This window comes from Sphingobacterium sp. SG20118 (genome assembly GCF_044740685.1).
Classification (GTDB): Bacteria; Bacteroidota; Bacteroidia; order Sphingobacteriales; family Sphingobacteriaceae; genus Sphingobacterium.
In genome coordinates this window covers 3,912,417-3,936,948 of record NZ_CP172826.1, presented here as the reverse complement: position 1 = coordinate 3,936,948, position 24,532 = coordinate 3,912,417, and the positions used below count along the sequence as shown (strand labels likewise).

Below are 24,532 nucleotides of genomic sequence, written 5' to 3'. Positions count from 1 at the left end.
GTATTGGCGTCACTATACCCTAAAAGCCTCCTTAATTGTAAAGGCTTGTTTACAAAGAGCTAAATCGATAAAATTGTTTTGAAATTTCAAGTATTTTAGATAATTTGTCCTTTCATTCAACAAGGAATTATAACCAAACAATTTTGAAGCTTAGGATGGTCCTGCTGTAGCTATTGATAGGATGTATCGCTTTGAGAATATTAAAAGTTAATTATGGTAAATTATCAAATAAAGGAGAGTTCAGAAGTTTACGATGCTATTGTCGTTGGATCAGGAGCTGGTGGAGGAATGGCAGGATATATCCTAGCACATGCAGGCCTAAAGGTGCTGATGTTGGAAGCTGGACCTTTCTTCGACCCCGCAAAAGATTCGCTACAATTACGCTGGCCTTGGGAATCTCCCCGCCGTGGTGCTTCGACTACCCGTCCGTTCGGCGATTTTGACGCTGCATTTGGTGGCTGGCAGTTAGAAGGTGAACCTTATACAAAAGTAGCAGGTACCGACTTTGAGTGGTTTCCGGGCACGGATGTTAGGGGGGCGAACCAATCACTGGGGCCGGATATCGTTAAGAATGGGACCCGATGATTTTAAACCCAAAGATGGCGTTACCGAAGAATGGCCAATTACTTATGATGAAGTCAAACCATTTTACGACCGTGTCGATCGTATGATTGGGATATACGGAACCGTAGAAGGTATCCATAATGAACCTGACGGTATCTTTATGAAACCGCCAAAACCAAGATTGAATGAGTTGTATATCGCAAAAGGAGCCAAAAAAGCAGGTGTACCTGTTATTCCAGGTCGTGGAGCAGTATTGACGGAAGTTTCTAAAGAAATAAAAGGTAGAGGTACTTGTTTTTACTGTGGTCAATGTGGACGTGCTTGTAAAGTGTATGGCGATTTTTCGTCCTCTTCTTGCTTGGTCATCCCAGCGATAAATACAGGTAACCTAAAGGTTATTGATAATGCCATGGTACGTGAAGTACTGACAAATGATGAAGGGATTGCCATTGGAGTATCTTATGTGGATACGAAAGATATGCAAGAATACTCCGTAAAAGGTAAAACGGTAATTTTAGGAGCAAGTGCATGTGAAAGTGCACGTATTATGCTGAACTCTAAATCTAAGGCGCATCCAGGTGGTGTGGGAAACAGCAGTGGAGTTGTCGGAAAATACCTGCACGACTCAACAGGTGCTAGTCTTTCTGGCTTTTTACCGCAATTGTTAGATCGTAAACGTTATAATGAAGACGGGGTAGGAAGTGTACATATCTATTCACCATGGTGGGAAGATAATAAGAAATTGAATTTCCCTCGTGGCTACCATATCGAATACGGTGGAGGTCTTCATATGCCTTCTTACGGGTTTTTAAATTGGGTACCTAATGTGAATAATAATGCTAAAGGAACCGATGGTAAACAAAAAGCTTTAGGTGGATATGGAGAATCGTTAAAGCAAGATTATAATAGCTTTTACGGTGCCAATGTGGGTATGGCAGGAAGAGGAACTGCATTAGCTAGAATTGATAATTATTGTGAAATCGACCCTAATCAAGTCGACAAGTTTGGGATTCCAGTATTGCGTTTCCATTATAAATGGGCAAATGAGGAAATCGCTCAAGCAAAACATATGCAGGAAACTTTTCAATCAGTCATGTACGAAATGGGTGCTGTGGTTACTTCAACCATTCCTGGTGCAGATACACTTTACGGTTTAGAAGCACCTGGAAAAATCATCCATGAAGGTGGGACTACCCGAATGGGGAACGATCCGAAAACTTCTGCTTTGAATAAATGGGGACAGGCGCATGACTGTAAAAATCTTTATGTAGTAGATGCAGGACCGTTTGTTCAACAAGGGGATAAAAATTTAACATGGACAATTTTAGCCCTATCCATGCGAACTGCAGAATATATATTACAAGAAAAGAAAAACTTAAATAGCTAGGACTCATGAATAGAAGAGAATCACTAAAAGCATTAGGTCTGATTGCTGCAGGAACTGGACTATTGGCAGCCTCCTGTAAAAATGATAATACAAAAACGAGTGCTGTAGATACAGCAGATAAGCTTCCAGGGGTACAGGATTTTGAATATGAACGTACAAAAGCTTTGCAAGAAGAAAAGTTTTTTAATGAACATGAGTTTGCAACCATCACATTATTAGCGGATATCATTATCCCTAAAGATGCATCTTCTGGAAGTGCTTCGGATGCAGGGGTACCAGATTTTATCGAGTTTATCGTCAAAGATCTACCCGATAATAAAATACCGATGCGTGGAGGATTAAAATGGTTGGATGTACAATGTCAAAAAAGATATGGACAAGCTTTCGTAAATTGTAAACAACAAGAGCAATTGGCTCTTGTGGATGATATTGCATACCCTGAATTAGCAAGACCCGAGATGCGACAAGGAGTTGCCTTCTTCTCGTTGATGCGTAACCTGACTTCTTCGGGATTTTATACCAGCGAAATCGGTGTGAAAGCCATAGGATTTAAGGGAAATACCCCCGGAGTCTGGACAGGAGTACCAGATGATGTTTTAATAGAACATGGGTTTGATCCCACCAAATTTTTTGGATAATAGAATCCCCTTTCAGATTTAAAACTGAAAGGGGATTTTTATTATCCAGTATGCATGAGACTATTTATGTAAACAGTTGTTGTGTTTTTTTGTTTACCCTACATCGGTTTGTTTAACACAATCTGTAGCTTTTAACTACATACAGATGAAAGCGCAAGCGACAATCCATTAAGTAACGGCTAGAATAGCTTTGAAGAGAGATAAATACAAACAATAATCATACATCCATGAAAAATAGAGTAAATATTCAAGAAATAACACCCAATGCCTACAAAGCAATGTTTTCATTGGAAAGCTTCATTCAAAATTCACAACTGTCAAAAACTCACCTAGAACTTATTAAAATTCGTGCATCTCAATTGAATGGCTGTGCATTCTGTATCAATATGCATACTACAGAAGCCCTGAAGAATGGGGAAACAGCCCAACGTATATTTTTGCTAAATGCATGGAAGGAGTCCGAATTATTTACAGAAGAAGAGGAAGTGATCTTGGCAATGACGGAGGAGGTCACTTTTATTCATCAAAATGGACTCTCGGATTTAACCTATGAAAAAGCCAGTAAATTATTTGATGAAAATTATATCGCTCAAATAATTATGGCAATAGTCACCATTAATGCGTGGAATAGAATTTCCATTAGCACAAATAAAAAAATAGCAGAATAAGCAGTTTTTTTATATTAAAGCAATCTAACCCGTAAGTTAGATTGCTTTAATACATAATGAATGGAAGATCTACACCTTTGGATCATCATTGTAACCAACAGTTTGCCCACATACTGCCTGCAATATAATAAGCTATCTGACCCGAGATATAGCAGATTTTATTTTAGTCAACCCACTGTTATTCAATAATATTTGTAAGTTTGTCAAAGGTAACCAGCCTAAAATATATGAATCGACAACTCAAACTTTGGGATGCCATTATGATTGTAATGGGGTCTATGATTGGAAGTGGAATTTTTATTGTTTCATCAGATATGATGCGACAGTTGGGCTCAGGATGGTGGATGATAATTGTATGGGTTATTACCGCAATCATGACGGTATCTGCCGCTATTTGTTACGGTGAATTATCCTCATTATTCCCAAAGGCAGGAGGGCAATATACTTACTTAACCGAAGTTTTTGGAAAAATGACAGGCTTCCTATATGGCTGGAGTCTTTTTACTGTGATCCAAACGGGAACTATAGCAGCAGTTGCGGTTGCATTTGGAAAGTTCACTGCATATTTGATTCCAGACTTAAATGATGCTGCTCCTTTATATGAAAATGGCACATTTAAGATTACTTGGATACAAATACTGGCGATGGTCGTTATTCTACTCCTGACATTCATCAATACCAAAGGAGTTCGGAGCGGCAAGATCATTCAATCTTTTTTTACCTCATCAAAAATAATAGCACTGGTACTTTTGATAGTAGGGGGAGTGTTGATGATCAAAGAAAACCATTTTTCAGAAAACCTGAGTTATGATCTAGATTCCTTTCAAAACCTCAAAGGATTGGGATGGACCAACATCAATGATGGACTTCTCTTAGGTGGCATTGCAGCAGCGATGGTGGGTTCTGTTTTTAGTAGTGTTGCTTGGGAGAATGTGACATTCGTAGCTGGAGAAATCGAAAACCCAAAACGAAATGTCGTGCGCGCTATGGTGATCGGAAACATCCTTGGTTATGGTATTGTATCTGCTTTGTAACTACGTCTATCTTGCTGCGTTAAGTAGGGACGAAATAGCATTTGCTGTAAATGATCGTGTAGCCGTAGCAACAGCACATAAAATACTGGGAGAAACCGGAACCATTATTATGGCAGTATTGGTTATGATATCAACCTTTGGCTGCGTGAATGGAATTGTACTTTCAGGTGCGCGTGTATTTCAGCGGATGGCTAAAGATGGTTTGTTTTTGAAGCAGGCTATCCCGAATAATAAATATGAAGTACCGGAACGTTCCTTGTGGCTACAAGGAATCTGGGCTTCTTTGCTGTGTTTGAGCGGTCAGTACGGTGACTTACTCGACATGATATCATTTGTAATCGTTCTTTTCTATATGATTACCGTATTTGCAGTCATCTGGCTACGGATTAAGCAACCGCAATTGGAACGCCCTTATAAAATACCGGGTTACCCCTTTGTACCGTTGACCTATTTGATCATTGGCGCAACTTTTTGTATTTTATTGATTATGTATAAACCACAATATACCTGGCCAGGATTTATTTTAATTGTATTAGGTCTTCCTGTCTATGCGTTGATTCATAAGCGAGTAGTGCCAAAGGGGTAATCATCTAATAGACAGAAAAAGCAATTGCAACGCTAATCTTGCCTCACGTTCATGTAGGAAATGCCCTATTTCTTATTGCTAATAAGGAATGCAGAATGACGACTTACTGCAGCAAGCCTTTATTTATTGATTTTTTAATTTAGGAGGTGATCTTCACTGAACGATAATAAGTTCATCTTTTATTCGCATTTTTTCAAAAAAAGTAGTACGTTTGCTTAAACATTCCCTTAATGAAACAGTCGATTTTATTAGATGGACCAAAATTTCAGATTACCATTCAAAGACTTTGTCGTCAATTGATTGAGAATCATGGAGATTTTTCAAACACTGTTATAATTGGTATACAACCTCGTGGAACTTTCTTAGCCAAATGCATTGTCAAAGAACTAGAGAAAATGTTGGGTATATCAATTTTAAGTGGTGATTTGGATATCACATTTTATCGTGACGATTTTCGTCGAAAAGGTAACGATGGTCCCATTTTAGCTAACAGCACAAACATCAATTTTATTGTAGAAGGTAAAAAGGTAATTTTAATGGATGACGTCCTTTGGACTGGTCGAACCATTCGTTCCGCAATGGATGCAATCCAAACATTCGGTCGCGCTGAGCGTATGGAACTATTGGTTTTGGTGGATCGCCGTTTTTCAAGACAGATTCCCATCCAACCCGATTATATCGGAATACAAGTAGATTCTATTGATTCACAGAAAGTAATTGTGAACTGGCAGGAGTCGGATAATCAAGATAGTATCATCTTGGTAACAGATAAAAAATAGAATAAGAAAATCTGAATACATTATAAAATGTCATCAACAGCTGAACAATTAAGTACACGTCATTTGTTAGGAATCAAAGATTTGAACGAATCTGATATTCAATTGATTTTAAATACAGCAAGCAACTTTAAAGAAATTTTAAATAGGCCAATCAAAAAAGTTCCTTCACTGCGTGATATTACGATCGCAAATGTCTTTTTCGAAAATTCAACACGTACTCGTTTATCATTTGAGTTAGCAGAAAAAAGGCTCTCAGCAGATATCGTCAACTTTTCAGCATCATCATCTTCGGTAAGCAAAGGGGAGACCCTAATCGATACGGTTAATAATATATTAGCGATGAAGGTCGATATGATCGTGATGCGCCACCCTTATGCAGGAGCAGGAACGTTTTTAAGTAAACACGTGGATGCACAGATCGTAAATGCTGGTGATGGAGCACATGAACACCCAACTCAAGCTTTATTGGATTCATTCTCTATACGCGAGCGTTTCGGTGATGTAGCAGGACGTAAAGTCGCTATTATCGGCGATATTACACATTCACGCGTGGCACTTTCTAACATCCTATGTCTTCAAAAACAAGGTGCAGAAGTCATGGTTTGTGGACCAACCACATTAATTCCGAAGTACATCACTTCGTTAGGGGTTAAGGTAGAACATGACCTGATGAAAGCTTTGAATTGGTGCGATGTGGCAAACATGTTGCGCATACAATTGGAAAGACAAGATATTGCTTACTTCCCATCCATTCGGGAGTATTCTATGCTTTATGGCTTAAATAAAGGCTTATTGGATTCACTGGATAAAGAAATTACCATTATGCATCCTGGTCCAATCAACAGAGGGGTCGAAATTACATCCGATGTCGCGGATAGTTCACATTCCATTATATTGGATCAAGTTGAAAATGGGGTTGCAGTTCGCATGGCTGTACTATATCTATTGGCGGGACAACGTGGTTAGTATTTCATAAGTCACCACCGAACAATATGCCTGGTTTTTTATTTTTAAATCAGGCATATTTTTTTTGTATTAAATACGTTATAGAATTGATAATGTTAACAATTGTGAATAACTTTTGAGCAAAACTTCTTATTTTAGGCTTAATTTAGTACTTTGAAGATTACTGTGGAATTGACTTCGCTATTTTTCAGCAAGGTAGCCGCAATTAAAACAATAAAACGTATAAAATATTTCACATATTATGTATAAAAAGATTTACCAGGTAGGGTTTGCGCTAAGTTTGATGGCGACACCAGCTTTAGCACAGCAAACAGAATGGCAACAAATCAACAAAGCTTATAAATCCGGAATGGAGTTGTTGGAAAGAGGTAAATTCACCTCTGCTTCCGAACAATTTAATCGCGTGGAAGCCTTACGTACCAAGTCTAGTTTACAATTGGATGAAACAGAAGAACTAACTCTACTAAAAGAGAATGTCCGTTATTTTCAGGCAGTATGTGCTTTAGAGTTAGGGGAAACAGATGCCGAAGCTCAATTTTTGAAATACATCAAAGACTATCCAGCGAGTGCGAATGCGAAGGCAGCATATTTTCAAATTGGAAAATCGTACTATGCTAAGAAAGACTATGTGAAAGCAATTGAATGGTTTACCAAGATTGATAGCAAAAATCTTGCAGGTAAAGAAAGTATCGAGTACCGCTTCAAATTGGGTTACGCTTATTTTACAACCAAAGATTATACAGCTGCTAAACCATTATTTGAAGCGCTTAAAGATCAAAGGTCAGAATATCAAGAAGCTGCTATCTATTACCACGCTTACCTGTGCTATCTAGATGCAGAATATAAAACAGCATTAAATGAATTTGAACGTTTGAACGGTTCAAAAACATTTGAAACGAGTTATCCGTATTACATCACAGCATTGTATTTTTTGGATAAACGTTATGATGATGTTTTGGATTATGCACTCCCTATTTTGCAAAGTACCAAACAAGAGAATGAAACAGATATGTTTCGTATTGTTGCGGCTACATACTTTATCAAAGGAGATTTAAAATCATCCAAAAACTATTACGATAAGTTCCAAGCTCAAGATCAAGGAAAGACTCAAAACAATCAGGATAGTTACCAAATCGGTTATATCGCCTATAAATTGAAAGATTACGATAAGGCTATTACAGAATTGGAGAAAATGACCGATCCAGATGCCTATTATCAAAGTGCAATGATTACGTTAGGAGATGCATTCTTGAAAAAAGGAAATAAGCAAGCTGCACGTAATGCATTTTTCAAGGCATCAAAATTAGACTTTGATAAAGACTTACAAGAAGAAGGATTGTTCAATTATGCGAAACTTTCTTATGAGTTGGAATTTCACCAAGTAGCATTAGCATCGACGCAAGAATATTTGAAAACTTATCCAAGTTCAAAGCGTCAAGAAGAAGCTAAAACATTGTTGGCTGAAGTATTGTTGAGTACAAAAAATTATCGTGAAGCCGTAGATATCCTAGAAACGATACAAAAAAGAGGAAAAGAAGCGAACGTTGCCTATCAAAAAGTAACTTACTATAGAGGTCTCGAATATTATAACGAGCGTGCTTTTGAAAACGCCATTTCCTTATTCATGCGTTCGGAAGCGAATCGCTATGACGAAGAAATATATGCATTGACGACATATTGGAAAGCTGAAGCCATGTATGAAGTCCGTAAATATGGTGAAGCGGTCACTAATTTCAATAAATTCTTACGTTTACCTGCTGCAAGTAAGACCGATGTGTACAACTATGCCAATTATGCCCTAGCATATGCTGCATTTAGAAATGCAAATTATAATACGGCGGCAAACTATTTTGAACGCTTTTTAGCAACAGGAGGCACCAAAGGTATCGAGTTAAATACCCGTAATGACGCTGTTGCAAGATTGGGAGACTCTTATTTCTCAGCTAAGAACTATGGTAAAGCCATGGTGCAATATGATAAGTTGATCAATGCTAAAGCAGCAAGTCAGGATTATGCGTTGTTTCCAACGCGGGATCATTCAAGGGTTACAAGGAAATAACGATGCTAAAATAGCAACGTTAAATTCTGTAATTGCTAAATACCCGACTTCAAACTATGCTGATGACGTTTCATTCGAGATCCCTTACACGTATTTCTTGATGGGACAGCATGATCAAGCGATTGCTGGACTGCAAACGATGGTAGAGAAATATCCACGTAGTAGTTATGTACCGCGTGCTTTGGTGACGATCGGTTTGGTTCAATATAATCAAGATAACAACGAAGCGGCATTAAAAACTTTCCAACGTGTTGTTGATCAATATGCAACGACAGACGAGGCGAAACAAGCGATGCGCTCCATTGAGAATATTTATTTGGATAATAGCGATGCAACCGGATATATCAAGTACGCAACAGGAACGAATATCGGTAACCTGACCACATCTGAACAGGATAGCCGTACATTCTCTACTGCGACAACGTTGTTTTCAAGGTCAAACTATCAAGGAGCAGTTGAAGCGGTGAATGCGTATTTCGATAAATTTCCAAAACCTATTCAGGAAAAATATGCCCGATTTATCCGTGCCGAAAGTAATGCTGCTTTAGGTCATACCGATGAAGCTTTACACGATTACAATATCATCTTAAACGATTGGACAAGTGCTTATACCGAACGTACTTTAGTGAGCGTATCGCGTTTGTATTTGAAACAAAAGAAATACAATGAGGCAACTCAATTGTTGAAAAAATTAGAATTGACTTCCGAATATAAGTCCAATTACAGTTATGCAATCAATAACCTCATGGTTAGCTATTTTGAGATAGGCGATTATAAAGAAGCCTTGAATTACACAAATGCGGTTAGGAATTATGAAAAATCTTCAGAAGAGGAAATCGCAAATGCTTCATTGTACGCAGGTAAAGCTTATTTGAAACAAAACAAGCGTGCCGAAGCCTTAAAAGAGTTTAATTTAGCGGCACTAAAAAGTCGTACGGTTATCGGTGCAGAAGCGCGTTATAACGTGGCAGTGATGCAGTATGAAAACAAAGATTATGAAACTGCAATCAAATCTGCTTTTGATGTTTCTGATTCGTTTTCATCATATGATTACTGGGTAGCGAAAAGCTTTATCTTGATGGCCGATGCCTATATTGGTAAAGGTGATAACTTCCAAGCGAAGTCTACGCTAGAAAGTGTGATAGAGAATTATGACGGTAATGACGATATTTTGCCAGCAGCAAATTCTCGTTTAGAAAAATTGAACAAAAAGAAATAGGAAATAATGAAGAAGTTGCACAATACAACAGTGAAGAAATATACATTAGCAACCTTGTTATTGGGAGCTGGAATGCACTCCTTTGCACAAGAAACACCAAAGAAAGTTGATCCTGCAACGCCAGTGACCATCGATTCTTTTGATGTCGTACGTGATTATAAACCTATTCTTGCAGATGCGGTAAAAATCCGTCGTAGTCCTGATATGACCAATAAAAGAGAATATCAGCCTAAATTGACCTATACGAATATAACAGATAAAAAACTCGATATCAATACGGGATTAAGGGAGTTAAATGTAAAGGATTTACCTTTTTCTCAATTAGCCGATCAGACGAGTAATTATGTTAAATTTGGTGTAGGGAATTACAATACCATTCTCGGCGAAGCCTATTTAGCAGTAGATCGGTATGAGAATACACGTTTTGGTTTATTTGCAAAACACCTGAACCAAAAAGGGAGCTTAGAAGGTCAAAAATTTGCAACACAAGATATCGGTATTTTTGGCCGTCGTGTTTATGACCCTGTTACCGTGAACGGTACCTTAGGGTACAACCGTTATTCGACCAATTTCTATGGTCAAGTGTTTGATGGTAACGCAAATTTATTAAACCCATCTCCAGAAGCGCAAGCTTTTAATGATATCTATTTTAATGGTGAATTGACCAGTAATACAGATGTTAACCAAGAAGGAGCTGTCAGCTATTCGGCGAAGGCAGATGCCTACTTATTTAAAGATAAATATAATGCAAAGGAAAATTCATTTGCGTTGTCGGGGCATGTCAACAAGAAGGTTAATACCTTCAATGTGGGTGCTAACCTAAGTGCTAGCTTCAATTCTGTTGATGATGTAAATCCGACTAAAAATCATGTTGCATCCGTCAACCCATACATCAGATTCAAAGGTGATCATTATAACGTGACTTTAGGAGCCAATTTGGTTTCGGAGTTTGGTGATACCAGCCGTTTTAATGTGTTCCCAACTGTAGAAGCAGATTTTGCTGTAGTGCCACAGTATGTATACTTATTTGCAGGAGCAAATGGTGGCGTTAAACAAGGGTCTTTACGCACTTTTGCTAAGGAAAACCCGTATTTAAATAGCAATATCGATGTGCGTAATACCTTAGAGAAATTGCATGTATATGCAGGTCTAAAAGGAAATGCAGGAGCTAACTTTGGGTATAAGGTAAAAGCCTTTTACAAACAGTTAGAAGGACTTGCACTATTTGTCAATAGTGATGAGGTCGCTTCAAACGGTGGATTTGTACCATACAAATTCGACGTGATGTATGATGGCTATTCAAGTAAGGCTACTCATTTTGGCCTAGAAGGTGAAATCAATATCCGCCTGTCGCAATTGGTAAACTTAGGAGGTAAACTGAATATCGATGATTATAAAGTAAAAGATACGGAAGAAGCATGGTCATTACCAAAATTCCGCTTCTTAGCTAATGCTAGATTTAATATTTCGGATAAATTCTTTGTAGATGCCGAGTTATCGACACAAGGAGAAACTTCTGCATTGGCATATACTTATAATAGCCAGACAGATCGTTCACCTACTCGTTCTAAAGTAACGATTCCTTCTTTTGCAGATTTCAATGCTGGGGCTGAATACCGCATTAAAAAACAATTGGGGATTTTTGTAAAGGCAAATAATATCTTTGGAACAGAATACGAACGTTACTTATACTATCCTCGTTTAGGATTTAATGTAATTGGCGGTATAAACTTTTCTTTTTAATACAAGAAGATGATAACTTTGCGTAAGCAAATAAGGAACAAGAATGAATTTAGGGAAAAACATCAATAATCTATTAAAGCGTTACGCAGAAGTTTACGTTAAGGGCTTGGGGGTGTTCAAAAGAAAACATTCAGCTGCACAGTTCGATAAGCAGCGAGACTTGTTTTTGCCACCAATTTCTTATGTAGAATTTGATGCAGCAGGTGAGAATGGATTTAACTTTATTCATTATATACAACAGCAACAAAATTTAAATCAAGATGCCGCAACGCAAGTTTTGCAAGATGCGGTAGCCGATTTAAAGGATCAGCTGATTCAAAACGGACAAGCTAAACTAGAAGATCTAGGTCATATCGTGAGTTACGGCTCTAGCTTAGTTTTCAAACCGTTGGATCTATCAGGATTCAATTTTGAACCCATAAGACACGTTGCTGTCGCGGAGATTGAAACTGTTATTCCTGATCGTGAATTGGAGGAAATTATTGCAGCTGTTCCTGTTGAAAAAGAGCAAACTGTTACGGAAATAATAGCAGAAGAAAAACCCGTAGCAGATACGGTAGCAGAAGAGGAAATCGTGCCGATAGTGGTAGAAGTACCAACAGTAGCAAATGAGGTGACTGGTATTGAGGCTGAAACTCCAGTAATTGCTGAAGAGGCCCCCGTAGGACAAGAGTCTTTTGATAGCTATGAGCACGGAAATACCAAATCAAATGCAGTCTGGTATTATATTTCTGCTGCTATTATCATTGTGGTTTCGGTTATAGTCGCTTTCATGCTCAATCCAGCATTGAAGGACCAATTGTTCGGAAAGCAAAAAGTTGTTGCACCTATTGTTGCAGCACCGGTTGATACCCTACCGAAAGTAGACAGTACACAATTAATGAATCAAGATTCTGTTTTAACAGTGGATAGCTTACAAGTGGATAGTACTGCCCAAGCAGTGGTTGTGAAACAAGAAACCGGAAGCCCAGTTGTTAGTGAAGGAGTCAGTGCCGGTAGCACATCCCAATTATCAATTGGTCATCGCGACTCCGAAGTCAATGGAATTGGCGGCAGAAGAAGTGGCCAGGTTGCGTAAAAAAGGCTATACGACAGTACGTGCGATAGATAGCAAATTTAAAAAGAATAAAAAACGGGTGATTTGGAATACCTATATGTCGAAAGAAGAAGCAGATCGTGATCAGGCAACTGTCGTGAAAACCTTCCCTGGAGCATGGGTTGAGAAAATATCAAAATAGTCTAATATAAACAATTTTAAAATTATAAATTATTATGTCATTGATTCAAAGCGACAGCAATCTTTTGGACACCATTAATCAAGCAGCACAACAAGCGGTTCCTGTAGTAAAAGAAGAGAATTTGAGTTTAATCCAAATGATGATGAAAGGAGGATGGATCATGGTACCCATCATACTTTTGTTTTTTATTGGTTTAATCATCTTTTTTGAGCGTTTTCTGACTATTCGTAAAGCTGCGAAATATGATGTTTCCTTAATGTCTCAAGTAAAAGCAAGTGTGCTTTCAGGAAAATTGGATGCCGCTTTGGCCGTTTGCCGTTCAAGCCATTCTGCTCTAGGACGCATGTTGCAAAAAGGATTGCTACGTGTGGGACGTCCAATCAAAGATATTGAAGGGGCTATTGAAAACGTAGGAAAACTCGAAGTTGCGAAATTGGAAAAGAATATCAATATTCTAGGGATTATCGCAGGTATTGCACCCATGCTTGGTTTCGTAGGAACTATTTTTGGGGTAATTACGATTTTCCATGAAGTAGAGATGGCAGGTGGTATCGATATCGGTTCCGTATCTGGAGGACTTTACGTGAAGATGGTGACTTCAGCATCAGGTCTTACAGTTGGTATTGTAGCGTATATTGGTTACCATATCTTAAACATGATGGTGGAGCGTTTAATTTTACGCATGGAGACTGATGCAGTTGAATTTATTGATTTATTAGATGAGCCAGGCGTATAATCGTCCGGTCGTATAGCTAATTAATCAATTAAAATTTCGTATAATGAATCTAAGAAGTAGAAAAAATAAACCAGCAGCAGAAGTACATACTTCAGCATTGAACGACATCATGTTCTTCTTGATGTTATTCTTTTTGTTGGCATCTGCTGTTTCCAATCCACAGGTCGTGAAGCTACTGCTTCCGAAATCTAGTGCAGGAGAACAGTCGGTATCGAAAAAAACATTGACGGTTTCCATTACATCGGATTTAGCTTATCATGTTGAAAAGGCTGTTGTGCCGTATGAAGCATTAGAAGCAGCGATCCAATCGCAAATGAAAACAGGAGAGGAATTGACCATCATGATGTATGTGGACAATACTGTCCCTATCCAAAATGTTATTTCGGTGATGGATATTGCCAACCGCTTGAAAATAAAAGTTGTCTTGGCGACTGAACCAAAGAAAGATTAAAAGAACATTAAACTTTTAACAAGTTTAATGTTCTAAATTTAAAGAAATAGGAGATATATTACATGGCTTACCATCTTCAACACGAGGAAAATAACTTCCCCAAAGCATTAGGGATCGCTACTGCTATAATGGGGATTTTGGTACTGATAAGTTTCTTTATCATTTTTGGTACCAAAACACCTGAGGAATACGGTATGGGAGGTATGATTGTGAATTACGGTACAGCAGAGGAAGGTATGGGAGAAGATTACATGAGTGTTGAAGAACCTTCTGTAGATCCGAATGCCAATAATGTCAAGCCCGATCGCGTCGTTCCTGAAGAAATACCAACCCCGACACCTTCACAACAGGTTGCTGATAAAGCAGTTGTGACTCAAGATGTGGAGGATGCTCCTGTTGTAACAAAGGCTTCAAAACCTGTAAAGACCGTAGCTCCTGAAACAACCAAAGAAGTGAAGGATAGTAAACCTGCTGTAAATTCGAATGCGCTTTATAAAGGCAAAAAGAATAACGGTACGGGATCAGGCGATGGTACCGGCACAGTACCTGGAAACCAAGGAAGTAAACTTGGAGATCCTTTAGCCAGTAATTATGGTGAAGGTGGTTCTGGCGACGGAAACATGATGCTTTCTATCGAAAATAGAAGCTTTACACAGAGACCTCAAATCGATGATAAAGGACAGCAAGCAGGTAAAGTTGCCGTTGAGTTTCGTGTGAACCAAGCTGGTGTCATCATTTATGCACGTGCAGGAGTGAAAGGTACAACCATCACCGATCCAGGTTTATTGGAGAAATGTGAAAGAGCTGTTCGTGGAGCTCGCTTGAATCAATTGCCAAATGCACCTGACTCTCAAACAGGAAGAATTGTATTCAATTTTAAGTTAAGATAAAATTTAGTGTCAATGCATAATTTTAATGAGGTAATCGAGTATTTGTATGCTCGATTACCTATGTTTACCCGTGACGGGGCATCCGCATATAAGAAGGATTTAGATAATACACTCGCGTTACTTCAAGCGCTGGGCAATCCGCAACATAAATTCAAATCCATTCATATCGCAGGAACAAACGGTAAAGGGTCTTCATCCCATATGTTGGCATCTGTATTTTCCGAAGCGGGGTATAAAACTGCCCTGTACACTTCACCGCATTTATTGGATTTTCGAGAACGTATCCGTGTTGATGGACAAATGGTCGATCAGCAGTTTGTTGTCGATTTTGTCAACACCCATTTTGCATTGATCGAACAGATTCAACCTTCTTTCTTTGAAGTGACCGTCGCAATGGCTTTTGATTTCTTTGCAAAACAACAAGTAGATATAGCGATTATTGAAGTTGGTCTGGGAGGACGCCTAGATTCTACCAATGTGATACAGCCGCTCGTTTCCTTAATTACAAATATTGGTTTTGACCATATGAATATGTTGGGAAATACATTGGGAGAAATTGCTTTCGAGAAAGCGGGAATCATTAAAAAAGATACGCCAGTTATTGTTTCGGAGTATAACGTCGAGACGGCTCCTATATTCATTGAAAAGGCAAAAAAGGAAAATGCTCAGCTTGAGTTTGCTTCTCAAAAATTGCAATCTGTCATTCAAGCCGTCAACCAAGATCATCTAGCGATTACTGTATCCGACTTGCAGGGAAATACAGAACAATATGCATTGGATCTAAAAGGTACTTATCAAGCAAAAAATATATTGGGCGTGCTAAGCGTACTCGATAAAATACGTACGTTAGGGTATGCGATACCACTCGAAGCGATTAAGAGCGGTTTGAGCAAAGTACAATCCTTTACAGGGCTACAAGGTCGTTGGCAAACACTTGGTCAAGATCCGTTTATTATTTGCGATACCGGTCATAATGAAGATGGGATAAGAGAGGTGTTGAAAAATCTAGCACAAACTTCATTCAAACAATTACATTTTGTAATCGGAGCCATGAAGGATAAAGATCTGGGACATATGCTACCTTTATTACCGAAAGACGCACGATATTATTTTAGTAATCCGGATATGCCAAGAGCAATGCCTTCGGAGGAGTTGGCAGCAGCAGCTCATCAATTGGGATTAAAAGGGGCGGCCTATGGTCCGGTGACAAAAGCTTTTGATGCCGCCAAAGAAGCCTATCAAGATGGGGATCTCATCTTTGTCGGAGGAAGTAATTTCGTAGTATCCGAAGTTCTCGCTTACATGAAATAGCTGATTTTAGGATGGAGATATGAAATTTGAATGCTTATTCCAATTTCATATCTCCTATCAAACCTATCCATTAATCGTTTACGGTCAATTCACCCCTAATATTCTTTTCTATCCAATAGGCAACATCTTTTTGGTCTGCACACTCCCCCTGTAAGTACATGAGCTTAGTGACAGCGGCCTCAAATGTCATATCGTAACCATTGAGTACTCCAATTGCTTTAAGTCCTGTACTGGTCTCGTACCGACCCAATTCTACTGACCCAACCTTACATTGCGAAATATTCAAGATGTTTTTGCCACTGTCGATAGCTTCTTTCAGTAGGTCTAAAAACCATTGATCCGTTGTGGTATTTCCTGATCCAAAAGTTTCCATAACAATCGAACGAACATCAGCATTCAATACGGACTTGATGGTATTGGCGTTAATGCCAGGGAATAGTTTCAAGACAGCAACACGGTCATCCAATTTGGTATGTAAGATAAACTCTTTGCCACTATTGTTGAGCAAAGCATCTTGATTATACTGTAAGTGAATACCCGCCTCTACCAAGACAGGGTAATTAGGTGATCGGAAAGCTTCGAATTTTGCTGAATGATATTTGAAAGAACGATTGCCCCTAAATAATTTATTATCAAATAAAATACAAACTTCTTGAATCATCGATCGGCCAAAGTGTTTGGTCGATGCTATTTCCAATGCTGTCATCATATTCTCACGAGCATCGGTACGGATTTCTCCGATTGGCAACTGCGAGCCCGATAATATCACAGGCTTTTGCAAGCCTTCTAACATGAAACTCAGTACAGAAGCTGAAAATGACATCGTATCTGAGCCATGTAAGATAACAAATCCGTCATATTCATCATAGTTATCCTTGATAATCTGTGCCATTTCTACCCATATTTCGGGCTTCATATTGGAAGAATCAATAATGGGGCTAAACGAGTGGACTGTCAATTTGTAATTTAATCGATTGAGATCAGGAAGGTTTCTTCATGATCAACTCAAAGTCAAAAGGAACAAATGTTCCATTTTCATCTTTGACCATTCCGATCGTGCCACCTGTGTATATGATGAATATATTATGCATGATATGATTTAGATTCCAAATATTCTTTTTGAATTTTCAGTTGTTATTGCTGCTATTTTTTCCATTGATACCTCGTGGATATCCGCTATTTTCTGTGCGATATAGTGTAAATAGCTACTTTCATTCGGTTTACCCCTAAACGGTACAGGAGTTAAATAGGGAGCGTCAGTCTCCAATACGATATGTTTCAAGTCAATCTGCTTGACGACTTCGTCAAGGCCAGATTTCTTGTACGTGACCACACCACCGATTCCCAATGCAAAACCGAGGTCGATGGCTTGCTGCGCTTGAGCAAGATTACCCGTGAAACAATGCAAGACCCCAAATAATTTATCATCTTTCAGCTCTTCCAATAACACAAATAGCTCATCAAAGGCCTCTCTACAATGAATATCTATAGGTAGGTTGCGTGTTTTAGCCCATTGCACCTGTTGGCGAAATGCATCTATTTGAATCGCTAAAGTCGATTTGTCCCAATAAAGATCCAAACCGATTTCTCCGATTGCATACACTTCGTGTTGTTGTAAGGCTGCATAAATTTTAGCTAATTCAGCTTCATAATTTTCCTTCACATCGCAGGGGTGCAAACCTAGCATAGGAAAGCAATTTTGAGGATAAGCTGCAACGGTATTCATCACGGCAGCAATAGACTCACTGTTGACATTTGGAAGAAATAGGCGATGAATATTGTGCTCAAAACAGCGCTCCATTTGTGCAGCTAGTGTATCCTGTTCGTTATGGTAATATATATGCGTGTGGGTATCTGTTAATAACATGCGTTAAAGTATAGCTAGCGTAAAAATAAAAGTTTTGAATGATATGACCTAATCCGATTAAACTTAACGATTATCAGGCTCATGCAGATTAGTGCAATGCTTTAAAAATTAGTTGCATATCCGACCTATTTGTTGCGAATATAGACTACTTGGAGCTACTTTTTTTATTTTTCACGAAAAATGAAAAAAAAATATTGGCAGTAAAAAATACATAAGAAACCTATAATTAGAGCCATTTCATGCGAAAATGATATCATTCTTTTATCAAGCGGACCAAAATTATGGAAAACGTCTAGCAGATGTAGTGAAAATGGATAGAAAAGAGATGCAAATTTTATTAGCAAAATAGTTTACCCTATATTTATCGACATGAAGAAAGTTATATTATTTTTGATCTGTTTGATTTACATGAGCCAGCTGAATGCCCAAGATATATTCTTGGCATCAAGAACTGACAATGTAGCAATGATGGATAGTTTATTTCAGGCAGATGCAAATTTAGATTTAGATGCTGTAGATGAAAAAGGATTCAGTGCACTCATATTAGCAGTTTATAATAACAGCGAACACGTAACCCCTTATTTACTGAGTAAAGGAGCTGCTGTCGATTTTCAAGATAAGCATGGCAATACGGCGCTCATGGGAGCCACTTTTAAAGGTAATCTTCCGATGGTTAAACTACTGGTGGAAAACCAAGCAGATATTAACACAAAAAATAGTAATGGAGCTACCGCATTGATCTATGCAGCTACATTCGGACAAAAGGATATAGGAGCTTTCTTACTGGAAAATGGAGCAATCAAAAGCTTCAAAGATAATAGGGGTAATACGGCATTTGATCATGCCATTATGCAAGAGCATATTGAATTGATCAAGCTATTAAAGTAATGGTCCAGCTGTGATGTGTTGCATCACTAGCGAAGATTAGACGATTATTCTAGCATAAATAAAAAGCGCTTACCGGATATCCGGTAAGCGCTTTTTATTTATGCTTTATTTTTTAGTTACTTTTTTGCTGGAGTAGCTGGAGTCAATTTTGTTGCTGGGATTGGCTCTGGTGCAGCAGCTGGTGCTTTTCCAGGGATAATGTCAACAACTTCTACTTCAAATACCAAAGGAGAATATGGAGGGATAGTTCCCGCTGGACGCTCACCATAAGCTAAAGCTGAAGGAATAACCAACGTTGCTTTAGTACCTTTGTTAAACAATTGGAATGCTTCAGTCCAACCTGTGATAACACCATCAACACCTAAGTGTAAACGTAATGCTTCGTAAGGTCTTTGTGGATTGAAAACTTTATGTTTTTTCGCTAAATCTGCTTGATTTGTATCGAATACTTTGTCATTCGTCAATTTACCAATGTAATTAACAACAACCGTATCACCTACAACTGCATTTTTACCTGTTCCTTCTTTCGTAACCACATATTGTAAACCAGAAGCTGTTTTCTTCGGCTCTAATTTGTTGCTTTTTAAGAATGCTGCAGTTTTTCCAGCTTCAGCATCTTTTAATTTCGCAACCTGAGCTTCAAAATATTTAGTTACTTGATCGCCAATTTCTTGATCTGTTAATTTACCTTTTTTGAAGTGCTTTTGTACTTTAACAGTATAGATGATGTATTTGTCTGCAAAATCTGGTTTTGGTTGTTGTGTTTTAGCAGTCATTGAATCTAAATTGATCTTGAATACTAAACTATCACCTTCACCTACCAACTTGAATAGACCTGTTGGATCTCCAGGATTTTGTTTGATGATGCTATCTGGGTATAATTGTACGATTTCAGGTGTGCCTTTATCATAAGTGCTGCTTAATAGTGAATCTCTATCCGACTTTACAACAATATCTACTGATAATAAATCTCCAGATACCGCTTTTTCAGCACCAGCATCCTTAGCGATTTTGTATTCTAGGCCGCCCTCAGCCTTTTTAAAATTTTGGCATGCAGTTAATAATAGTCCTGCTGCTGTGAATAATAGAATTGATTTCTTCATTTCAGTTTAATTGCTATCTTATTTTGTTAATATTTCTTTATAATTTGGTAAAGCAGATTTAAATGTAGCGATGGTTGTTTGTATATCATCGTACGAATTTCCTCCCGACGCATTGAGATGACCTCCTCCATTGAAATATGTCTTACAGATTTCATTGCATGGAACATCGCCAATCGAGCGCAAAGATAATTTAATTTGTTCAGTTCTGTCAATAATTAAAGCAGCTAAACGAATTCCTTTAATGGACAAAGCATAATTCACTAAGCCCTCTGTATCTCCGGTTATCACTTCAAAGCTTTTTAGATCTTCTTGCGTCACATAAATCATCGCCGTATTGTACTCTGGAAATACTTCCAAACGATTGAGCAGACAGTAGCCTAAGAATTTTAAACGTCCTTCGGAAGAGCTGTTGTAGATAGATTCGTGTATCGCCCAATTCTGGGCCCCGCAATCAATTAAGCTCGCGATAATGCGGTGAATTTCGGAGGTCGTCGATCGAAAGCGGAATGATCCCGTATCGGTCATGATACCCGTATATAAACAGGTCGCCATATCTGCAGAGATGTTTTGTTCGTCATGCATCTCATCTTTAATAAATCTAAAGATCAGTTGCGCTGTCGCAGCTGCTTTAGGGTCCCAGTAAGCATAATCGTGAAACCCCTGAGGATCCAGATGATGGTCGATCATACACTTTATACCTGTTGCTTTTTCAATAGGTTCAGCCATATCGTGAATGCGGCCAAGACCGTTAAAATCAAGGCAGAAAATCAATTCAGCATCAGCAATTAATTTTTGATTCTCTTGCACATTGCGCGTATAGATGCGTACATGTTCCAAACCTGGTAGCCAATCTAAAAAGGCAGGGAAATCGGATGGGACGATAAGACTTACATCGTGTTTATGGGCTTGTAGCCAATAAAATAGACCTAATGAAGAACCAAGCGCATCGCCATCTGGTTTGAAGTGCGTCGTGATTACAATTCTTTTAGGTTCTGATAATAGTGTTTTTAGTTGTTCTGATGTCAGCATATCCGTATTAAGTCTGCAAACCTACTATAAAAAAAATATATTTTCTGCATTTTTTTATAAACATTTGAGACGTTTGTAAAAGTTTAATTTATGTTTTTAAATTTTTGAATTACAATTTGTTAAAACTTATAAACATAAAGTTTATGATCTCGTTTAGAGCTAATTAAATAGGACGAATTATTACCAAAATCGATCGGTCCAAAATAGAATTTGGACATACCCTCTATAGGGAACCCATCGCGAACAAGTCCGTCTTCATTAAAAATATAGATCATGCGATTATTGGTAGAAACAGCCACTAAGTCATTGTTATTCGTCACCTTAAAGAAAGTGGGGGTATTACTCACATCATCCACAAATTTGTATTCAAAATATTTTGTTGCATCCCTTTGATTGTAGACCGAAAGATTGTTCTCACTGAGCACAACATAATCTTTGTCTGCAGAACCACTCACATCTTCAAAATTGAAGCTGAAATTCGATCCCCAATCCCCAACCTTTAGTTTGATAGGCTCGCCTTCAAATGGCACCTTTATTAACTCCCCTTTGTCCTTAGGAACGATTATATATGAGTTTTTCTTATCCGAAGTTGTAATAATGCCTATCGGATTTTTCAGCGTCTGCCCATTTACATTGAGCTCTTGCTTATGTATTAAAGTTCCAACTTCATTGAAAAAATAAACCGAACCCTGACTCGTCCCAGCTACGATAAAATATTGGTTTGCTATCGTAGCAGCTTTTAAGTCGAAAAGTATCCTGCTATCTAAAGTAGGGTTTTTCCATTCCTCAATTTTTTTACCATTCAAATCATAAACAGCAATTTGGTTTGAACAAGGAATATAGATTCTTTTTTCATTATTAAAATTGGTCAATGTCAATCCTGCAGTAGCATTATTAGCTAAACCAATTGAAAAACCTGGTAGCAATTTTCCATCAGGCGAAAATCGATAGAGACGACTACGTGTATTTAAGATTATACTACGGTCTTGCAACTGAATTGGCTGTCCCAAAATTTCACCTTGAAATAAAGTTTTCCAAAGTTCTTTTCCAGATGGACTTAAGGCATAGACGGTATGATCTTGTTCTTGGAGCAATATAAACTTACTATTTTCGCTTTGATCAAAAACCCAAGGGTTGTTGATTAACTTTGAATTGAGCTGAAAGGTCCATTCTGGAGTGCCTCCTAAGCGGTTTTTAGATTTATATACGGCATAGAAACCTGATACAAATCCACCCTCATTTCCACTCAATTGAAGTGATGCAGAGTAGTAATTTTGGTAACCAAAGTCATCCTGATCTTTAAAATCTTGTGCATATTCTGATTTTAAATTAGTGATGATGCTATTTTTAGCCGTGCTTGGTTCGATATAAAATGTCACATTGGCACGGTTGCTATGAATGGCGTTGTGGTTCTTGAAGATGGCAGTGCCTGACATCAGCTGGTTGTCAAAATAGGTTTGACGATATTTTCTCAGTATCCCTGTTTGATTTGCGATGACCAATACTTTACCTATTCGGGTAAAGTATGGACGTTGAAAAGATTTGAATGGATCTCCAAAACTAGCATATAGGATATTGGAATAATTAAACTGATAGATAGAATCACCTTGGTTGGAACTTATCTTTTTAGCTGTTTCCATAAATTTGCTGCTGTCCGCTAAGCTCACCAGGCCCAATAGGACATCGTTATCTAATGCAGCTATCGCAAACTCATCGTTCCACAGCGGAAGTATATCTGTTTGAAACACAACTTTACTTTCTTTTTCGATTAACTGTTGTTGACTCTTTATTTTGTCAGCTTCCTTGCGGTAGACAAATAAATCATTTAGAGCATGATGAAAACTACCGATATCGGAAAGGCTATAGTTGAGGTAAGATGCCGTGTTTTTTGGTAAAAAATTGGCTAAAGTTTGTACCTGAGCAGATTGGTTGGCGAAAAGATGAAGGTAAGTACGATGATTTAAATCAAGCTTTGTTTCCCCTTTAAAGATGAGAGCATCACTTTTGAAGTTTAGATTCCAAGCTGTACTTCCTTGTAAGGAGTCTATTTGTTGCAGGTAGATACCAAATTTACTGCGCATCATTTGTTTTGCAAGAGGCGAAATTTGACTGTTATTGAAATAAAGACTCAGGGGTGTATTCTTACTGTTATGGTTGATGAAAAACGCAATCTGTTTTGCATCTAATTTTGGAACAGCTTTATCCAATACTTGATAGAGAAGAGCAGGTTCATAACCTGCAAATAACACGTTTTCATAAAGTGTACAGTAGAGCACGGAGTCTTTTATACCCTTATCGAAACGATAGATACGGTGACCCAAGGTGTCGACATGGTTTTGTTTGTACTTTGAATCTATACCTTGAAATATCGTTTCTAACGATGTATTGTTCAACTTTTCCTGTAAAGCGATGCTGAATAAAGTCGCGATACCGGTTTTACTGGGATGAAAGGAAAGAATGACTTCGGTATCTTGCACCTTTCCCTTTAGCGATTCGGAGCCCAGAAAATCTTGTTTTAATGTCTTGAGGTTCTCAAAAACCTGTTTTCCCTGAATGGCTTCGAATAATTCGAAATTACGAAAGATGGTATCCGTCGTTTGGTCATTCTTGAAGGCTGTTATGAAATAAGTATCTGCCGGTAAATATTGGAGCGTTTTTGTTGCGTTTTCTTGTTTGCTGCTGCTGTCTGAGAAGTAGTAGACCGTAGCCGCAACTACGGCTATAAAAAGTAAAACAGTAACTATAATCGTATTTCTCATATCTAATAACAAACCTACTAAAAAAATATTCAGAACTCTACTTATCTAACGTTAGAACTCCATTTGTAACAATAAATTTAATAATTATTCTGCTTTTGTGAGGAAGATTTGATACATTTAGCCAGCATTAATAAAATAGAGACATAATTTTAAATAATGAATAAGAAAATTATCCTAGTGGCTGCATTTTTTGGTACACTAGCAGTTATTTTAGGCGCTTTTGGAGCACACGGTTTGGAAGGAAAAATTAGTGAGCAACATATAGAAACATGGAAAACAGCCAACCAGTATCACTTTTATCATACCCTTTCTTTGTTGTTTTTATCCACTTTCTCACGGGCTAAAACAGCATCTATTCGGGTATCATTCATTGCTTTTATTATTGGATTGCTTTTCTTCTCAGGATCATTATACTTGTTAAGCGTAAGGGAAATAACTGGTTTTGGCAACCCCGCTATATTAGGGCCGATTACACCATTGGGTGGCGTAGCCTTTATTGTGGGATGGGTAGCCTTATTTGTTGCAGCTCTTAAGAATAAATCATAGCATAACCCTATTTATACGGTGAAAATAAGCCCTCGAAGAAATTAACGTTTTTTCGAGGGCTTATTTTTAGT

Annotated in this window: 23 protein-coding genes and 1 pseudogene; 19 read left to right on the top strand and 5 right to left on the bottom strand. The window is 38.0% G+C overall.

The features are described 5' to 3' along the window. Positions 1 to 213: 213 nt before the first annotated feature. The 17 genes from ACFX5U_RS18135 to ACFX5U_RS18055 all read left to right on the top strand — a co-directional run bounded on the left by ACFX5U_RS18135 (position 214) and on the right by ACFX5U_RS18055 (position 16,269). On the top strand, positions 214 to 585 hold the full coding sequence (locus ACFX5U_RS18135) for an FAD-binding protein (protein ID WP_400261655.1): 372 nt from the start codon (positions 214 to 216) through the stop codon (positions 583 to 585). Further along, positions 572 to 1,951, top strand: coding sequence for a GMC oxidoreductase (locus tag ACFX5U_RS18130; protein WP_400261654.1), 1,380 nt, complete (start codon positions 572 to 574; stop codon positions 1,949 to 1,951). The genes ACFX5U_RS18135 and ACFX5U_RS18130 overlap by 14 nt, the downstream gene beginning before the upstream one ends. Positions 1,952 to 1,956: 5 nt before the next feature. Next, a complete protein-coding gene (locus tag ACFX5U_RS18125) occupies positions 1,957 to 2,589 on the top strand; it encodes a gluconate 2-dehydrogenase subunit 3 family protein (protein WP_280565563.1) in 633 nt (210 codons plus the stop codon). A 227-nt stretch (positions 2,590 to 2,816) separates the two neighbouring features. Continuing rightward, positions 2,817 to 3,257, top strand: a complete 441-nt coding sequence (locus ACFX5U_RS18120) for a carboxymuconolactone decarboxylase family protein (protein ID WP_038700794.1) — start codon at positions 2,817 to 2,819, stop codon at positions 3,255 to 3,257. Positions 3,258 to 3,484: 227 nt separating this feature from the next. Then, entirely contained in the window at positions 3,485 to 4,291 is an 807-nt protein-coding gene (locus ACFX5U_RS18115) for an APC family permease (RefSeq protein WP_400261653.1), read from the top strand. Continuing rightward, positions 4,269 to 4,877 carry an APC family permease gene (locus ACFX5U_RS18110; protein WP_400261652.1) on the top strand — a complete coding sequence of 203 codons (609 nt, stop codon included), beginning with the start codon at positions 4,269 to 4,271 and terminating at the stop codon, positions 4,875 to 4,877. The genes ACFX5U_RS18115 and ACFX5U_RS18110 overlap by 23 nt, the downstream gene beginning before the upstream one ends. 230 nt (positions 4,878 to 5,107) lie before the next feature. Then, the gene (gene pyrR / locus ACFX5U_RS18105) at positions 5,108 to 5,656 is read left to right on the top strand and encodes a bifunctional pyr operon transcriptional regulator/uracil phosphoribosyltransferase PyrR (protein ID WP_038700779.1); all 549 of its coding nucleotides are present in this window, start codon (positions 5,108 to 5,110) and stop codon (positions 5,654 to 5,656) included. A 27-nt stretch (positions 5,657 to 5,683) separates the two neighbouring features. Beyond that, a complete protein-coding gene (locus tag ACFX5U_RS18100; RefSeq protein ID WP_280565566.1) occupies positions 5,684 to 6,622 on the top strand; it encodes an aspartate carbamoyltransferase catalytic subunit in 939 nt (312 codons plus the stop codon). Between the two features lie 241 nt (positions 6,623 to 6,863). Next, entirely contained in the window at positions 6,864 to 8,681 is a 1,818-nt protein-coding gene (locus ACFX5U_RS18095) for a tetratricopeptide repeat protein (protein ID WP_400261651.1), read from the top strand. Then, positions 8,635 to 9,900: a tetratricopeptide repeat protein gene (locus ACFX5U_RS18090; RefSeq protein ID WP_400261650.1), complete on the top strand. Its 1,266-nt coding sequence runs from the start codon at positions 8,635 to 8,637 to the stop codon at positions 9,898 to 9,900. The genes ACFX5U_RS18095 and ACFX5U_RS18090 overlap by 47 nt, the downstream gene beginning before the upstream one ends. A gap of 6 nt (positions 9,901 to 9,906) precedes the next feature. Then, positions 9,907 to 11,643: a hypothetical protein gene (locus tag ACFX5U_RS18085; RefSeq protein ID WP_400261649.1), complete on the top strand. Its 1,737-nt coding sequence runs from the start codon at positions 9,907 to 9,909 to the stop codon at positions 11,641 to 11,643. Positions 11,644 to 11,686: 43 nt separating this feature from the next. Beyond that, positions 11,687 to 12,721 carry a hypothetical protein gene (locus ACFX5U_RS18080; protein WP_400261648.1) on the top strand — a complete coding sequence of 345 codons (1,035 nt, stop codon included), beginning with the start codon at positions 11,687 to 11,689 and terminating at the stop codon, positions 12,719 to 12,721. Further along, positions 12,690 to 12,881, top strand: a complete 192-nt coding sequence (locus ACFX5U_RS18075) for an SPOR domain-containing protein (protein WP_400261647.1) — start codon at positions 12,690 to 12,692, stop codon at positions 12,879 to 12,881. The genes ACFX5U_RS18080 and ACFX5U_RS18075 overlap by 32 nt, the downstream gene beginning before the upstream one ends. A gap of 34 nt (positions 12,882 to 12,915) precedes the next feature. Further along, positions 12,916 to 13,617, top strand: coding sequence for a MotA/TolQ/ExbB proton channel family protein (locus ACFX5U_RS18070; RefSeq protein WP_280565569.1), 702 nt, complete (start codon positions 12,916 to 12,918; stop codon positions 13,615 to 13,617). A 43-nt stretch (positions 13,618 to 13,660) separates the two neighbouring features. Further along, positions 13,661 to 14,068 (top strand): biopolymer transporter ExbD, encoded by a 408-nt coding sequence (locus ACFX5U_RS18065; RefSeq protein WP_038700768.1) that lies wholly within the window; start codon positions 13,661 to 13,663, stop codon positions 14,066 to 14,068. A gap of 62 nt (positions 14,069 to 14,130) precedes the next feature. Then, positions 14,131 to 14,958: an energy transducer TonB gene (locus ACFX5U_RS18060; protein WP_280565571.1), complete on the top strand. Its 828-nt coding sequence runs from the start codon at positions 14,131 to 14,133 to the stop codon at positions 14,956 to 14,958. A gap of 12 nt (positions 14,959 to 14,970) precedes the next feature. After that, the gene (locus ACFX5U_RS18055; RefSeq protein WP_400261646.1) at positions 14,971 to 16,269 is read left to right on the top strand and encodes a bifunctional folylpolyglutamate synthase/dihydrofolate synthase; all 1,299 of its coding nucleotides are present in this window, start codon (positions 14,971 to 14,973) and stop codon (positions 16,267 to 16,269) included. A gap of 70 nt (positions 16,270 to 16,339) precedes the next feature. On the opposite strand, the pseudogene ACFX5U_RS18050 reads toward ACFX5U_RS18055, so the two are convergent. Together ACFX5U_RS18050 and ACFX5U_RS18045 are read right to left on the bottom strand one after the other, a co-directional pair. Further along, positions 16,340 to 17,360: pseudogene (locus tag ACFX5U_RS18050) on the bottom strand (asparaginase). Positions 17,361 to 17,368: 8 nt separating this feature from the next. Beyond that, positions 17,369 to 18,136: a TatD family hydrolase gene (locus tag ACFX5U_RS18045; RefSeq protein WP_400261645.1), complete on the bottom strand. Its 768-nt coding sequence runs from the start codon at positions 18,134 to 18,136 to the stop codon at positions 17,369 to 17,371. 369 nt (positions 18,137 to 18,505) lie between these two features. On the opposite strand from ACFX5U_RS18045, the gene ACFX5U_RS18040 reads away from it, so the two are divergent. Beyond that, positions 18,506 to 19,024, top strand: a complete 519-nt coding sequence (locus ACFX5U_RS18040; protein WP_038700756.1) for an ankyrin repeat domain-containing protein — start codon at positions 18,506 to 18,508, stop codon at positions 19,022 to 19,024. Between the two features lie 116 nt (positions 19,025 to 19,140). Here the strand turns inward: ACFX5U_RS18040 and ACFX5U_RS18035 are convergent, their stop codons facing one another. The 3 genes from ACFX5U_RS18035 to ACFX5U_RS18025 all read right to left on the bottom strand — a co-directional run bounded on the left by ACFX5U_RS18035 (position 19,141) and on the right by ACFX5U_RS18025 (position 23,915). Further along, a complete protein-coding gene (locus ACFX5U_RS18035; protein ID WP_038700754.1) occupies positions 19,141 to 20,127 on the bottom strand; it encodes an FKBP-type peptidyl-prolyl cis-trans isomerase in 987 nt (328 codons plus the stop codon). An 18-nt stretch (positions 20,128 to 20,145) separates the two neighbouring features. Then, positions 20,146 to 21,156 carry a bifunctional oligoribonuclease/PAP phosphatase NrnA gene (locus ACFX5U_RS18030; RefSeq protein WP_400261644.1) on the bottom strand — a complete coding sequence of 337 codons (1,011 nt, stop codon included), beginning with the start codon at positions 21,154 to 21,156 and terminating at the stop codon, positions 20,146 to 20,148. Between the two features lie 119 nt (positions 21,157 to 21,275). Continuing rightward, complete coding sequence (locus tag ACFX5U_RS18025) at positions 21,276 to 23,915, bottom strand: hypothetical protein (protein WP_280565583.1); 2,640 nt, start codon at positions 23,913 to 23,915, stop codon at positions 21,276 to 21,278. 156 nt (positions 23,916 to 24,071) lie between these two features. Here ACFX5U_RS18025 and ACFX5U_RS18020 point away from each other — a divergent pair, with 156 nt between their 5' ends. Further along, on the top strand, positions 24,072 to 24,461 hold the full coding sequence (locus ACFX5U_RS18020; protein ID WP_038700747.1) for a DUF423 domain-containing protein: 390 nt from the start codon (positions 24,072 to 24,074) through the stop codon (positions 24,459 to 24,461). Positions 24,462 to 24,532 lie beyond the last annotated feature (71 nt).